11 protein-coding genes are annotated in these 15,442 nt (G+C 42.4%); 4 read left to right on the top strand and 7 right to left on the bottom strand.

The features are described from left to right. Positions 1 to 734: 734 nt before the first annotated feature. The 3 genes from KZA12_RS00425 to fumC all read right to left on the bottom strand — a co-directional run bounded on the left by KZA12_RS00425 (position 735) and on the right by fumC (position 3,872). Positions 735 to 1,448, bottom strand: a complete 714-nt coding sequence (locus tag KZA12_RS00425) for a tetratricopeptide repeat protein (RefSeq protein ID WP_218688847.1) — start codon at positions 1,446 to 1,448, stop codon at positions 735 to 737. Between the two features lie 294 nt (positions 1,449 to 1,742). Continuing rightward, positions 1,743 to 2,270 (bottom strand): peroxiredoxin, encoded by a 528-nt coding sequence (locus KZA12_RS00420; protein WP_201623159.1) that lies wholly within the window; start codon positions 2,268 to 2,270, stop codon positions 1,743 to 1,745. Positions 2,271 to 2,468: 198 nt separating this feature from the next. Then, positions 2,469 to 3,872, bottom strand: coding sequence for a class II fumarate hydratase (gene fumC, locus KZA12_RS00415; protein WP_218688846.1), 1,404 nt, complete (start codon positions 3,870 to 3,872; stop codon positions 2,469 to 2,471). A gap of 158 nt (positions 3,873 to 4,030) precedes the next feature. Here fumC and KZA12_RS00410 point away from each other — a divergent pair, with 158 nt between their 5' ends. After that, entirely contained in the window at positions 4,031 to 4,816 is a 786-nt protein-coding gene (locus tag KZA12_RS00410) for a 5-formyltetrahydrofolate cyclo-ligase (protein ID WP_256932758.1), read from the top strand. Continuing rightward, complete coding sequence (locus tag KZA12_RS00405; protein ID WP_201623157.1) at positions 4,813 to 5,088, top strand: hypothetical protein; 276 nt, start codon at positions 4,813 to 4,815, stop codon at positions 5,086 to 5,088. The genes KZA12_RS00410 and KZA12_RS00405 overlap by 4 nt, the downstream gene beginning before the upstream one ends. 213 nt (positions 5,089 to 5,301) lie before the next feature. Here the strand turns inward: KZA12_RS00405 and KZA12_RS00400 are convergent, their stop codons facing one another. Continuing rightward, positions 5,302 to 6,675 carry a Na+/H+ antiporter family protein gene (locus KZA12_RS00400; protein WP_218688845.1) on the bottom strand — a complete coding sequence of 458 codons (1,374 nt, stop codon included), beginning with the start codon at positions 6,673 to 6,675 and terminating at the stop codon, positions 5,302 to 5,304. 419 nt (positions 6,676 to 7,094) lie between these two features. Between KZA12_RS00400 and lon the strand changes: the two genes are divergently transcribed. Then, entirely contained in the window at positions 7,095 to 9,629 is a 2,535-nt protein-coding gene (gene lon, locus KZA12_RS00395; RefSeq protein ID WP_256932757.1) for an endopeptidase La, read from the top strand. Positions 9,630 to 9,819: 190 nt separating this feature from the next. Here the strand turns inward: lon and KZA12_RS00390 are convergent, their stop codons facing one another. Next, a complete protein-coding gene (locus KZA12_RS00390) occupies positions 9,820 to 10,242 on the bottom strand; it encodes a hypothetical protein (protein WP_218688844.1) in 423 nt (140 codons plus the stop codon). Between the two features lie 380 nt (positions 10,243 to 10,622). Between KZA12_RS00390 and KZA12_RS00385 the strand changes: the two genes are divergently transcribed. After that, entirely contained in the window at positions 10,623 to 11,180 is a 558-nt protein-coding gene (locus KZA12_RS00385) for a superoxide dismutase family protein (protein WP_218688843.1), read from the top strand. A gap of 91 nt (positions 11,181 to 11,271) precedes the next feature. Here KZA12_RS00385 and topA read toward each other — a convergent pair whose 3' ends face one another. Together topA and KZA12_RS00375 are read right to left on the bottom strand one after the other, a co-directional pair. Further along, a complete protein-coding gene (topA, locus tag KZA12_RS00380; RefSeq protein WP_218688842.1) occupies positions 11,272 to 13,965 on the bottom strand; it encodes a type I DNA topoisomerase in 2,694 nt (897 codons plus the stop codon). 430 nt (positions 13,966 to 14,395) lie between these two features. After that, positions 14,396 to 15,055 carry a hypothetical protein gene (locus KZA12_RS00375; RefSeq protein ID WP_218688841.1) on the bottom strand — a complete coding sequence of 220 codons (660 nt, stop codon included), beginning with the start codon at positions 15,053 to 15,055 and terminating at the stop codon, positions 14,396 to 14,398. Positions 15,056 to 15,442 lie beyond the last annotated feature (387 nt).

Raw genomic sequence — 15,442 nt, 5'->3', positions numbered from 1 at the left:
ATCTACAAACCATTATTTAAAATAGAAAAATTATCGTAGGCTGGTGCTTTTAGCCCAGCGCTTTTGATTATACAATTGAACAGGGCATAGCTTGATAGCTTGATAGCTTGATAGCTAAGCTGCTTCTTTTATTTAACAAAGGTATTTTTGCCTAGCTGTTGAAAGTATGGCTTGTAGGGTGAGTTAAGCTTAGAGTGCGTAGAACGGCACCCTACCACAGCCAAAAATCTACAAACCATTATTTAAAATAGAAAGATCACCGTAGGCTGGCGCTTTTAGCCCAGCGCTTTTGATTATACAATTTAACAGGGCATAACTTATAGCTCGTTAGCTAAGCTGCTTTTTTTATTTAACAAAGGTATTTTTGCCTAGCTGTTAAAAGTATGACTTGTAGGGTGAGTTAAGCTTAGAGTGCGTAGAACGGCACCCTACCACAGCCAAAAATCTACAAACCATTATTTAAAATAGAAAGATCACCGTATGCTGGCGCTTTTAGCCCAGCGCTTTTGATTATACAATTTGACAGGGCATAACTTATAGCTCGTTAGCTAAGCTGCTTTTTTTTATTTAACAAAGGTATTTTTGCCTAGCTGTTGCTGGGCTAAAGCCACAGCCTACAAAAACTGTTGAAACCTATATTTTATGACAAATTATGGTTATTGCATAATGAGCTGTTGAGGGGTCGCAAGCTCCGCCCAACCTACTGATGCACTATCATTTTAGTTACTTTATATCTATTGCTGTTTTCTAATGCCAAGGGGATGGAAAGAGGAATTATCTCCTTGTTCTTTAGCTTTTTTATACCAAATCAAAGATTTTACATGATCAGGATTAACCCCTAAACCATATAAATACATCCACCCTAAGTTTACTTGTGATTTTGGATCTCCTTGACGGGCAGCGATATCGAACCATTCTCTAGCTTTTAAATAATCTTGCTCTACTCCCTTGCCTTCAAAATAAAGCAAACCCATAAAGAATTGAGCATTGACGTTACCCTGATTAGCAGATTTCTCAAACCACTTTGCCGCAGCTATATAATCAGAGGCTATCCCTAATCCTGAGCCATATATTGCCCCCAAAGCATATTGAGCGTTTGCTTCCCCTTGTTCGGCTGCTTTTAAAAACCACCTTCTAGCTTCAACATAGTTTTTGTCTACATCTAAGCCTTCAAAGTACATCGCTCCAATAACATATTGAGCGTCTACATCTCCTTCATTGGCAGCTTCTAAAAGCTCACTCATAGTTTGGCTGTAGTCCTCTGCAACTTCATTCTCTAACTCATTATTCTCAGCAAGACTATTTTGTGAGTTGCGCTCCTGTTGTACCTTAAACTGTTCAGTTATCACTTTATCACTTGCTGATGCCGATAGACCGAATCCAACTGCTAAAGCTAGCCATAACCCTAAGTGAACCGCTCTATTTATATGGTTTGGTTTTGAATACATAATTTCACTCTCAATATTTCAATCACTTTATAATATAGGGTTTGCTCGTAGAATGCGCTTTATGCATCGATAAAAACGATCTGTGCAGATGACTTTTGGAAAGCACCCTACGCTTACTTTGTCATGTTAGCAGTTATAAGCAATGTCTAAGTTACGATTTATGAATAGTTTAGAGTATGGTTTAGCCCCGATTGCATCTAAAAAAAGACCTTGCCATATAACATGACAAGGTCTTTTTATTAAGTAGGTTTATAAATTCGTGGGTTACCACCCACGCTACAAACTCAATAGCATCTAAGCATTACTTTTCAAATACGCTAACATAGTGTCTGCATCTGATACTTCAAACGGGTCTATTGGGCAGTTGTCGCCAAAATCATCTTCCTTAAACACTTTTTTAATGGCTTTATTGTCGACAAGCATCGAATAGCGCCATGAGCGCATACCAAAGCCAAGATTACTCTTATCAACCAGCATACCCATTTTACGAGTGAACTCACCATTGCCATCAGGCAGCAGGAAAACGTTTTCACGGTTTTGCTTGAGGCCCCATTGGTACATGACAAAGGCATCATTGACAGAAATACAAACTATTTCATCTATGCCTAACGCCTTAAACTCATTATAAAGTTCTTCATAACGAGGGAGATGGCTGGTTGAACACGTTGGCGTAAAGGCCCCTGGTAGTGAGAATACAACCACTTTTTTATTGGCAAATAACTCGTCTGTGGTTAGATCGTACCAAGTGAATGGGTTATCTCCTCCAATAGAGTCATCACGAACACGAGTTTTGAAGGTCATATTAGGTACATGGGTAATCATTATTTACTCCGATTTAGGTTATTGTCTTTTTTTCCAAAATTCTGCATGTGTATAATAATAGCTATAGTAATCCATAAGCAATCTTTGAGCTTATATCCACTATATAATATATAAAAATATCAACCAAAAAAAGACCTTGCCACATCCTAATATAAAGGGCGACAAGGTCTCTTTATTAAGCCAGAAACAAAGGCTACATTAAGAAGGATGCACCATATCCGCAGGCGTCACCCACTCATCGAACTGAGCTTCAGTTAGCAGCTCTAGCTCAACGGCTACTTGCTTAAGAGTTTTGTTTTCTTTATAAGCTGTCTTAGCGATTTTAGCAGCGTTTTCATAGCCGACATGACGGTTAAGCGCCGTAACTAGCATCAATGAGTTATGCAAGAAATCATCGATTTTGTCTTTTACTGGCTCAATACCAACTGCGCAATTATCGTTAAAGCTGTTGCAAGCATCGCCTAATAGCTGGATAGATTGCAATAAGTTATAAGCGATTACTGGTTTAAAAACGTTCAACTCAAAGTTGCCCGATGCGCCGGCCATATTGATAACGGTATCATTACCCATCACTTGCGCCACCACCATAGTCATAGCTTCTGACTGAGTTGGGTTGACTTTGCCTGGCATGATAGAAGAGCCTGGCTCGTTTTCAGGGATAGTTAACTCGCCAAGACCACAACGAGGACCAGAGGCTAACCAACGTACATCATTAGCAATTTTATTGAGACTAGCGGCTAAAGTCTTCAGCGCACCAGAAGCGAATACTTCTGCATCACGAGCAGCTAAAGCTTCAAACTTATTGGGTGAGGTAACAAAAGGCAAGTTAGTCAATGTGGCTAATTGCTCAGCGGCTTTTACCGCATAGTCAGGATGCGCGTTAAGACCAGTACCGACCGCTGTACCGCCTAATGGTAGCTCATATAAGCCTTGTAAAGCATTATCAATACGCACTAATGAGTGGTCAAGTTGGCTGACATAGCCGCTAAACTCTTGGCCTAAAGTTAAAGGCGTAGCATCTTGTAAATGGGTACGACCAATCTTCACAATGCTATCGAATTCTTTGGCTTTATGATCTAAAGTATCGCGTAATGACTTAATAGCTGGAATCAATAAGCTATTGATTTGACGAGCTGCAGCGACACGAATAGCCGTTGGGAAACTGTCATTGGTTGATTGTGCATGGTTGACGTGATCGTTAGGGTGGATAGGCTGATAGCTACCACGCTCAGAACCAGCGATTTCGTTAGCACGGTTAGCCAATACTTCGTTCATGTTCATGTTTGACTGCGTACCAGAGCCGGTCTGCCAAACAACTAACGGGAACTGATCTTGCAGGCCACCGTTAATGACTTCGTCAGCAGCTTGGATAATCAAATCACGCTTATCAGTATCAATACGCTCAAGGCTAGCATTAGTGATCGCCGCAGCTTTCTTAACTAGCGCCATCGCTTCTATCATCGCACGTGGCAAAGTCTCGCCACCGATTTTAAAGTTCTCACGGCTACGTTGGGTTTGCGCGCCCCAATAGGCATCAACGGGCACTTCTACGTTGCCCATAGTATCTTTTTCAGTACGCGTTGCCTGATTCTGTGTCGACATAACTGCCCTCTTCGATAATTCGTTAGTGGATGGTTTGACGGTATAAAGTGCAACACCCGCTGCACAAAAAGGAAAATAGGATGTAAAGCGTCATTATGATAGCATGACTTATCATAAATTTCCTCAAGACCACTAGTTAATGAGTATAAGGGGCTTGGATGTCTAATACGCAAATATCGATAACCAGAAAGTCCAGCCAAAGCACTGAAATTAAAGGGGTAGCTGATAACCCAGCAAGCCCTAGACTTGACCTTAATTCAAATGTGACTGAAAATATGATAACCGCTATCACTGATAATGATAGTGGCTCTATCAATAGCGTCCAGCAGAATGATTACGTAAATACCTTAACCCACCCACCTCGAAGACATTTCACTCGCCAGCGTCGGCTATTAACCACTAATCAACGACAGCATTTCGCGCGTGATGCCAGCCTGCATTTAGTCAAGCTACAGCAGCGCTTGCCTGCCAATGCGCGAATCGGTCTTTATTATGACGGCTTTGGTGAGCTGCCAACTCAGCCGCTATTGGATTGGTGTTTGCGTCTAAATTATCAGCCTTACTTACCTGTGGTTGGCTCGCTTGGTCACGATGATAAGCGACTGCGTTTTGTACCGATTTATCATAACAAGTTAATAAACGTCCCAACTCGTATCCATAGTTTAGGTATGAAACAAAACCATCATCGTCGTCTGCTATGGGCCAGTGAACTGGACTTGATAGTCTGTCCATTGACTGCGGTCGATACTCAAGGTAATCGAATGGGGATGGGCGGTGGCTTTTATGATACGACGCTGAGCAAAAGCTATCAGTCCGGTTATAAGAAACCATTAAAAATAGGCTGGTGCTATGACTTTCAAGTAGTCGAGCAGCTAGTCAGGCAATCTTGGGACGTGCCGTTAGATGGCCTAATAACGCCAAGTGGTATAAGGTGGTTTCGATGACAAATGACTCAAAAAGTGATGATAAGAAGGATGTTAATTTAAGCTCTAGCGCTGATAACGTGACCCAGTATTTGCAAGCACTACAAGGCCATGATAGTGCTCGTGAGCAGTTGTACTACAGTCAAGAACAGTCATTTAGTTCTGCTGAGTTAGCGGGCGTTATTAATGAGCAGCGCTTGGCTAAGTTACTGGCGCAGAGTGATGATTTTTTGCATAGCTTAACTGTTGAGATTGAGGATTTTGATCAGGACTCTGACAAGGATAACCATTAACAAATTGAACACTTTGTAGGGTGCGTTCCATGCACCGATAGTTAATCGTAACTCTATTTTTGCTTCATACCGCCCACCCTATGCAACGGCTTCAACCTATTTTGTAGTCTACTTATCAACATTTCAAATAACGATTTTGCATAATGATGTGCTGGGTTAAAACCCAGCCTACGCAAAACAGTACTGAACCTTGCACCGCAAAACTTATAACACCTACAACACCATCGCTGCGATCCAACCAAACGCTAATAATGGAATATTATAATGTAGGAAGGTTGGCACTACGCTGTCTCTAATATGGTCATGCTGACCATCGACGTTAAGACCAGAGGTCGGTCCAAGAGTTGAGTCTGACGCTGGCGAACCGGCATCACCCAATGCTCCTGCGGTACCAACGATGGCCACCGTAGCTAGCGGTGAAAAGCCCAGCGAGATACATAGCGGCACATAAATAGCGGCTAATATAGGAATAGTCGAGAACGAGGAGCCAATACCCATAGTCACAATAAGACCAAGCGCTAGCATAACAAAAGCGGCTACCGCTTTGTTACCAGCAAATAATGAAGTAGCACCATCGACTAACGGCTGAATCTGCTCAGTAGCTTTCATGACTTCAGCGAAGCCTTGCGCGGTGATCATAATAAAGCCAATCATCGCCATCAGCTTGATACCATCGTTAAATACCGTATCCGCATCACGCCACTTAACCACCCCAGTGGCCATGAATACCCCGAAGCCAAACATCGAACCGAGTAGCAACGAATCAGTATACAGCTGCACCACAAAGGCTGTGACAATCGCTGCTAGCGCTACTAACGTTTTTAACTTGCTTTGTGCTTGTGCCGCAGCGGCTGTTGTACTTAGGGCATCGCCCTCTACTACTGCGTTGTTTATCGCATCATGAGCTTGTTTATCGACTGCTAGCTGCTGATACTCGCGGGGTTTACGGTAGCTTATAAATACGGCAACCAGCAGACCAGTAAACATACCTAGCGCTGGAATGGCCATCGCTTTGACCACTGAGATATCACTAATATCAATGCCCGCTTCACCAACGTTTTTGAGCATAATCTGGTTAAGATAGATATCGCCGAACCCATAAGGGATAAACATATAAGTAGTGACTAAGCCAAAGGTGATTAGACAAGCAATCAGTCGTCTATCAATATGCATGCGGTTAAAAGCTAGTAATAGCGGTGGCACTAATAAGGGGATAAAGGCAATATGAATAGGGATTAAGTTTTGGCTAAAGCAGCTCATCATCACCAGACCGGCGAATAGCATATACTTAATTATGCCACTAGTACCGCCAGCATCAATACGCTTGATAACTGAGCCTGCCAGCGACTGTGGCAGCCCTGAATGAGCAATCGCTACCGCAAAGGCCCCCAGTAGCGCATAAGATAACGCAATTTGCGCTCCATTACGGATACCTTCTTGAAAGGCATTTAGGGTATCAGTCACCCCAAGACCTGCTATCAAGCCGCCAGCCATCGCGCCGATGATCAAACTCAATACCACGTGTACTCGCGCTAATGATAGCCCTAGCATAATAACGACTGCTAGTAGTACCGCATTGATGGTCATGTTCTTGCCCCTTGCCTTTTGACGGCTATAATCGATTCAATCGAAAAAAAATAGTGAAATTGTCCTGTGAAGATGATTTTTCAAGCTCTTTGAGGCCAGCGCCGTGGCTGTAATACAACCACAGTCGCTAGAACAATTCATGGTCATAGTTGTGAATGACACTTTTTTGTTTTCAATAGACTATAGCTTATTGGATTATCTACTTTTTTGTTTAGTCACTGATTTATGACGGGCGTTATTTTACCTTATTTTTCTCTCAAAGCCCATTTATAGAACCAGCTAGGCAGCACACAGTAATGACCTGCACTATTTTGAGGTTAGTAGTTTAACAAGCCTTGCAATTTTTTATGGGGACACCATTTATCTAAACATGAACCCAACTTGACTGAACAAGTCTGGTTAACAAGGAAATAAAACAAATGACTGACTATACTATTGATAAAGACAACATTGATATCGATGTGTCGACTACTGTAGAAGATGATAAGCAAGAGGCTGTGCAAGAAGACCAGCTAGATGATCCTACAACGGCGCCAGTAGAAAATTATTTGCCTTTGCTGGCCCTGCGTGATGTAGTGGTTTATCCACATATGCAGATTGCGCTGTTCGTTGGTCGCGCACCATCGGTCAAAGCGGTTGAGTTAGCACAAGCAGAATATGGTAATAAAGTATTAGTAGTCGCCCAAAAAGATTCGCTTACTGAAGATATTGATCAAGATAATCTCTATCAATATGGTACGGTTTGCCGCATCGTCAGCACTATGCCACATGACAGCGATGAAGACTGCATTAAGGTATTGATCGAAGGTCAGTATCGTGCGCGCGTCGATAGTATAGAAGAGCACGATAATATTTTGATGGCTACTTTTGAGCAGGCTGATGTCGATATAGAAATGGATGACAGCCAACAGAAAAACACCATCAAAGCTTTGACTAGCCTGTTTGAGAGTTATGCGGATGCGCGTTTGCGTAATGCTCGCGAGCTCACTCGCGTGGCTAAGCGTATCGATGACTTGCTTGAGCTAGTGTATTTCATCTCTACCCGCGTATCGATGGACTTAGACGTCAAACAGTCGTTCTTAGAGAACAACGATATCAAGACTCATATCAATACTTTAACTGAGTACTTAGTCAAACAAAGCGCTGAACAAAATATCGAACAAGATATCCAAGATGCTGTACGTCAGCAAATGGAAGACAATCAGCGCGAGTACTTTTTGAATGAGAAAATGAAAGCTATTAAAAATGAGCTTTCAGATATGAATGACGGAGCGTTTGATAGCGAAGATGACGTTAGTGATCTAGAAAAACGTTTAGAAGATGCGGACTTACCAGAAGATGTACGCAAAAAAGCCGATCAAGAGCTGAAAAAGCTGAAGATGATGCCGCCAGCATCGAGTGAATCCTCAGTAGTACGTAACTATATCGAATGGATTTTAGACACGCCGTGGAATGCCACTAGTAAAGTCTCTATCAATTTAGAAAAAGCTAAAACGGTGCTAGATGAAGATCATTATGGTCTAAAAGATGTCAAAGATCGTATCTTAGAGTATTTAGCCGTACAGTCACGAGTGAAAAAGCTCCGTGGTCCGATTCTTTGTCTTGTCGGCCCTCCAGGGGTTGGTAAAACTTCATTAGGCGAGTCAATCGCTCGTGCTACTGGTCGCAAGTTTGTGCGTATGGCTTTGGGCGGCGTGCGTGATGAAGCTGAAATCCGTGGTCATCGTCGTACTTATATCGGTGCTATGCCGGGTAAAATCGTGCAATCGCTAGCTAAGGTAGAAGTCAAAAACCCGCTATTCTTATTAGATGAAGTCGATAAGATGGCACAAGACTTCCGTGGTGATCCAGCATCAGCATTGCTAGAAGTACTAGATCCTTCACAGAACGACAAGTTTAATGACCATTATTTAGATATGGATTTAGACTTATCACAAGTGATGTTTATTTGTACGGCCAACAGTATGGATATCCCAGCAGCACTTCTTGACCGTATGGAAGTCATCCGTCTGCCAGGTTATACCGAAGAAGAAAAAGTCAATATCGCTCAAAAGTATCTAGTGCCTAAAGCTATTAAGCAAAACGGTCTCAAAGAAGGCGAAATTGAGATTGTAGAAGCAGCATTGCATAGCATCGTTCAGCGCTATACACGTGAAGCCGGCGTACGTAACCTTGAGCGTGAAGTTAATAAAATCTGTCGTAAAGTAGTGCGTAGCTCGGTTGAGAGTCATGGCGCCCGTGCGCCGAAAAAAGATGAGCGTAAGCTGATCGTCGTTGATGATAACAACATTGATGATTACCTTGGTGTGCATCAGTATGACTTTGGTCTTGCTGAGGAAGAGCCTGAAGTTGGCCGTGTTACTGGACTGGCTTGGACGAGTGTCGGTGGTGAGTTGCTGACCATTGAAGCCGCTGCGATGAAAGGTAAAGGCGAGCTTATATTTACCGGCTCTTTAGGGGATGTGATGAAAGAATCCATCCGTGCTGCTATGAGTGTGGTTCGTGCTCGCGGTGATAGCTTAGGTATCGATTATGAGACCTTTAAAACCACTGATATCCACGTTCATATGCCAGAAGGTGCGACGCCAAAAGATGGTCCATCTGCTGGTGGGGCGCTTACTACAGCGCTAGTATCGGCTATTACAGGCATCCCTATCCGTCCTCATATTGCTATGACAGGTGAGATTACTTTGCGTGGTAAGATCTTACGTATCGGTGGTCTTAAAGAGAAGCTATTAGCTGCGCATCGTGGTGGTATCAAGCACGTGTTGATTCCAGCAACTAACGAGCGCGACTTGGAAGATATTCCTGATAACGTCAAAGCAGGCCTGACCATTCAGCCTGTAGCAACGATTGATGAAGTATTAAAAGCGGCATTAGTTAGCATGCCAAAACCGCTTAAGCCAGCTAAAGTGACGGTAGATAAAGCTACCAGTAAAGCACTACATAGCTAATAGCAGTAGCTTTGATTAGCTTTAAAAAATCATAAGCTAAAAAGCCGCTCACTATCATAGTGGGCGGCTTTTTTATGGGTGCTGATATTTTAAAGTCAGTTTTAAAGCAAACATAGCAATTTTAAAGCAAACATAGCGGTTTTAAAATAAACATAACCCTTTGATTAAGCGCAATTCTAAGTGCAATGCGTTATTTAATAGTTACCGTAATATAATAAGGCTTCGGCGTATTACTTTCACGTGCTTGATTACGTGGCTGTAGCACTCGAATAGTATGTTCGCCTGTTTTATCAAGCTTTACTGGGTCTAGGCTCAAATCTGGAGAGTCAGTGCCGTACAGCACAGGATATAAGTCGCTGCTACCCACTATAGTCGCACTCACGCTTTGGCCTTTTTTGGCATAGAACTGGTACTCGCAGTATTGATCCCCTTTCACTACCCCTGCTCGGCTAACATCATAACTGCCTTTGGCTATACGTAATTCTTTTACCCCACAATCTGCAGTATAGTGTAAATCACCGCTTTGCACTGCAGCTGAAGCAGCCGTTATTCCCGTGCTTATAATGCCTAAAGCTAATGCTGCTGAACCGGCCAAACTAATTAGAGTACGCATATTACTTCCTTCTATTTATTAATATCTATTAGCCATTACTAATGCTAATTATCGCTGTCATAATTATTTTTTAGAGTAACAACATCTAAATCTGACTAGCTATTTTGCCGCACTGATTACCCATTAACCATTTTATTTCGTCACCTTATGTTAAGCATTTAGTAAGCTATTGCATCTAAACCGTTATGGCACTTTACATATATTAACGCTTTGTTGCGCTTTTGATAAATATCTAATCCTATAGCTTGGTTATACTCCTTAGGATGAGAGTGCGAAATATTGAATGATTTATAATATATTTCTAATTTAATGTTCACTCAGTTATAAGTAAAAACCTTATAAAATAATTTCTATTTTCTATTCTATTATTGGAGCTAACGATGAATAAGTTAATGATGACAAGCGCTTTACTATGTGGTTCAGTATTAGCAATGACGGGCTGCCAAACGGTAAAAGATCAATTAAAAACCGGTAATCCTCTTAGCCAACCAGTACTTAAATCAGCCATTATGACTACTGATGGCAGTAACAAAGAGATTGGGCAAGTCTTCTTACGTCCTGTTGAGGGCGGTGTGCAAGTCTATGGTAAATTGATGGGTCTGCAGCCAGGCGCAACAGTTGCTCTGCATATTCATGAGACCGGTAGCTGTAGCACTATGGGTAAAGATGCAGGCGGTCACTTTAATCCTGACAAATTCCCGCACTCAAACCCGGACGATGTAGCAGGTCATGCAGGCGATTTACCGAATGTGACCGCTGATGAGAAAGGCGTTGCACCTATTAACTATGTCAATAAGAAAATCTCTGCAGCCCAAGCAGGTAAATATAGTGTTAATCGTCTAGCCTTTATCATTCATAGCGGTGCTGATGACTATACTAGCCAGCCTGCAGGCGCCTCAGGTGACCGTATTGGCTGTGGTATTATTGTGGCTAACTAATCGACAAGACTAAATATACTTAATCATAAAAAAACCTCTTAGATTATCTAAGAGGTTTTTTTATTGATAGCTTATTAAGTAAATGAGGGCTCTACTCCTCTACCCACTCACCCTTACGCCAGAATAATCCCCAACGTGAGGCTTTGCCATTTTTTTCTGAGCCAATATATTGCTCTTTTTTCTTGCGTGACCAGCGCAGAATAGTTGGGTTACCCTCAGGATCTTCGTCCGGCCCTTCGAACAGATATTGGAACTTATCTTCCATCTTATCTTTAATCTCACGCAGTTCCGCCAATTTTGGTGGTCGGGTTTCGCGTACTTTAGGGAACTTAGAAGCCGCTAGGAACATGCCTGCTGCTCCTTCACGCAAGATAAAGTGATCCTCATGCTTAATCGACTTGAGCTCTGGCATGTCGATAGGATCCATACGTGGCGGTGCCGGCTCACCGGTCTTAAGCACCTTACGCGTATTATCACAATTTTGACATGCAAAGTAAGGTCCAAAGCGGCCAGTTTTAAGTTCCATTTGGCCATCGCACTTATTACAATCAATCGTTGGCGAGTCTGAGCCTGGAACTTCAAACTTACCTTCTTCTAGTACATAGCCGTCACAATCGGGATTATTACCACAAACATGAAGCTTTAGGCCACCATCAACGATATAGCCGTTCATAGCCGTGGCACATTTCGGGCAACGTTTTTTCTCCATTAAATCTCTGACTTCAGCCGCTTCATCGTTGCCTTCTGGATCATCCAAATTGGCAAAAGCTTCAACTGGCATCAAGTTTTTGGTGCCTTTACAACGCTCTTTAGGCGGTAAGTTATAGCCAGTACAGCCTAAAAATACGCCCGTGGAGCCAGTGCGTAGTTGCATCGGACGATCACATAAATCGCAATGGACATCGGGTACATCAGTGGGGTCATTGGGACGCATACCATCAGCATCTTTGGCATGTTCGACTTTCTTTTTAAAGTCGCCATAGAAGTTATCAAGTACATCTTTCCAATCACGCTCTCCATCTGCCACATGATCAAGCTTATCTTCGAGCGCTGCGGTAAAAGTATAATCCATCAAGTCTGGAAAACTGGCTATCAGTCTATCAGTGACAATATCGCCCATTTTTTCAGCGAATAGACGCTTATTCTCAAGTTTGACATAGCCTCGATCTTGAATAGTGGAGATGATAGAGGCGTAAGTAGAAGGTCGACCGATGCCTTTTTTCTCCAGCTCTTTAACCAGACTCGCTTCCGTAAAACGAGGTGCCGGCTTAGTGAAGTGTTGGCTTGGATCAAGCTGGTCTAAGATTAATATATCGCCTGTTTTGACATCAGGTAGTAATGTATCATCCGCTTTGGCTGGTGATAACACTCGCGTATAGCCATCGAAAACCATAGTACGACCACGAGCTTTTAGCTCAACATCTGCTGCTGCCACGAACAAGTTGACAGATAGATACTTAGCTGCTGTCATCTGACAAGCCACAAACTGTCGCCAAATTAGCTCATAGAGTCGAATAGCATCGCGCTCCACGCCTTTGAGCTGAGTGGATTTCATATTGACGTTAGAAGGACGAATCGCCTCATGCGCTTCTTGGGCGTTTTGCTTATTGCCATAAAAGTTAGGCTTTTCAGGCACATATTTAGCGCCATAGCTGTCTTCGATATAGCTACGTGCTGCAGCTAACGCATCACCCGATAAGAAGGTTGAGTCAGTACGCATATAAGTGATATGACCTGCTTCATAGAGACGCTGTGCCAAAATCATAGTCTTTTTGACGGAGAATCCTAAGCGAGTACTAGCGGCTTGCTGCAAAGTTGAAGTGATAAATGGGGCACTTGGTCGTGACTGAGTTGGTTTCTCTTCGCGCTCTTTGACTATGTAATCGGCCGTATTTAGCACGGCCAATACTTTATCGGTCTGTTCTTTATTCACCAGCTTTAGCGTCTTACCGGCTTGCTTAGTAGCTTCTAAACGTATAGCTACTTGCTCAGCGTTTTTCTTAGCATCGGCTATATGAGTGTCAGCGTGAATCTGCCAATATTCCTCAGGAATAAAAGCGCGAATCTCGTGCTCACGCTCAACCACTAGACGCATAGCTACTGACTGTACTCGCCCTGCTGATAGACCACGAGCAACCTTTTGCCAAAGAATAGGCGAGACCATAAAGCCCACTACCCGATCTAGAAAACGTCGTGCTTGTTGCGCATTGACGCGATCGATATCGAGTTTTGAGGGTTGCTTAAAAGCATTTTGAATAGCATTTTTGGTAATTTCGTTGAATACTACACGCTCATACTTACTATCAGCGCCGCCGATGACTTCTTTGAGATGCCAAGCGATAGCCTCTCCTTCCCTATCCATATCCGTTGCTAGATAGATCTTGTCAGCGTCTTTGGCTAAGGCTTTTAGCTCTTTGATAACCTTGGTTTTATTCGGCAATACTTCATAGACTGCCGCCCAATCATGTTCAGGATCAACGCCCATCCGTCGCACTAGTGCTTGCTGGGTCTTTTCTTCTTTTGATAAGGTTTCATCTTTATTAGTAGCAGCTTTTTTTGCGCCTTTACTAGCCCCTACTGGTAAGTCACGGATGTGGCCAATACTTGAGCGGACAATAAAGTCATCGCCCAAATACTTATTAATCGTTTTTGCCTTAGCTGGTGATTCGACAATGACCAAAGACTTACTTTTATTGGGAGTTTTGCTAGTTTTAGTCACAGTTTTAGCAGCCGCTTTGGTAGCAGTAGATGAGGTAGCGCTTTTTTTGGTTGCGGTTTTGGCCATATTTGACTACACCATAATATAGGGAATAAAAGGAGGTATAAGTTAGTAGCTAAGCATTTTTAATTAAGCATTTTTAATTAAGCATTTTTGACTGCACTTGGTATCAACTAAACGTTTGTACCGTTAAATATTTGATCAGGCAAGCACTACAGCTACTCACAAAAAGGTAATAAACCATAGAGCAGTCCAGTAATCATTGCTAAATAATGAACCAATAGCTACGATATAATTACCAAACAGCAATAAACTTAGCAAGACGTTACACTTCTATACGTCAAGCTGTCAACTGTAAATAATACAACTTTAGCTAAAAACACTTAGCTGAGCATACTCTATCTGAATAAAATCTGAGTCAATAAATAATCTGATCTATGGTTAGAGCCTGTTCAACTTTCAAAACTAGAAACTACTGATAGCTAAGAGCTTTTGTTTATAAACTAGTCAAGTTAGTTACTGCGTCATCATTATTTATAGCTGGGTTATTTGTAGCACTGCTTGACAGAATTTGCATCTGCAACGCCCACTTTTCAAGCTGAGCTTTTAGCGCTAACAAGTCAGGCTCAATAGCAGCTGCTTTATAGCTCGGGTTAGTCCTAGGGCGCACATAGGCGATATCTTCCCAATAAATAACGACGCTATTAGCTTTAATCAGCAATGCTTTAACAAACGGCTCAATGGTATCTGGTAACGCCAGCGCCGTCTTATCTAAGTTAAAATTCGCTGCTGGCTTCGGCTTTTTTGACCTGTTGGACGGTTGAAAAATCGTATCCGTATTCAGCTCACTAGCGGGTTGATTACTCAGCGCATCAGTACTAGTATCTGGACGCCACTGACCATCGATAGCTTGATAGCGTGTTAGCGGCAGCTGTAAGTTATCTAGCACCACACCATACTGCCCTAACATACCTCGGCCATACTCATTGTCTTTGCCCCTGACCCAATCCGGACAAGCAACTAACTTAGGGTTGAGCTGCAAACGTCTCGCAGTCATACGCAGCTTATCCAAACGCTGATCAATAGCGCTGGGTTTGAGCGCCATCATACTCCCTAATACGAAGAGTACAATAGCAATGGCAATCCACATTCCCATGATAACTTAGCCTTTTGACGGATTAGGGTGAACTAAAACAACAACATATCGATACTAGCGACGGTTATAGAAACTTATTTATTTAGCTATTTTCTAATAGCACTATAGCTATTAGTACTCGTGATAACTATTAATACTCGCTATAGCTACAGAAACTTAGTCTATTACAAATACTGAGGGAGCTATTAATATAAGCACTGATTTGGCTATTAATACCGCCACCAACCTCACTAGTTATATAAAAAACCCTTATCTATAGCTACCCATAATGAGTACGAACTAATAGAAATCAAGCTCTACTTAAAGTTCACTCAGCCACTAGAAGCGCCATAGTACTGATCTTTAAAATAATTAAGCTATTTTTTTGACTACTATATCAATAGCTTA

This window comes from Psychrobacter sp. BF1 (genome assembly GCF_019279065.1).
Lineage (GTDB): Bacteria > Pseudomonadota > Gammaproteobacteria > Pseudomonadales > Moraxellaceae > Psychrobacter > Psychrobacter urativorans.
This window is presented reverse-complemented; position numbering and strand designations above follow the sequence as displayed.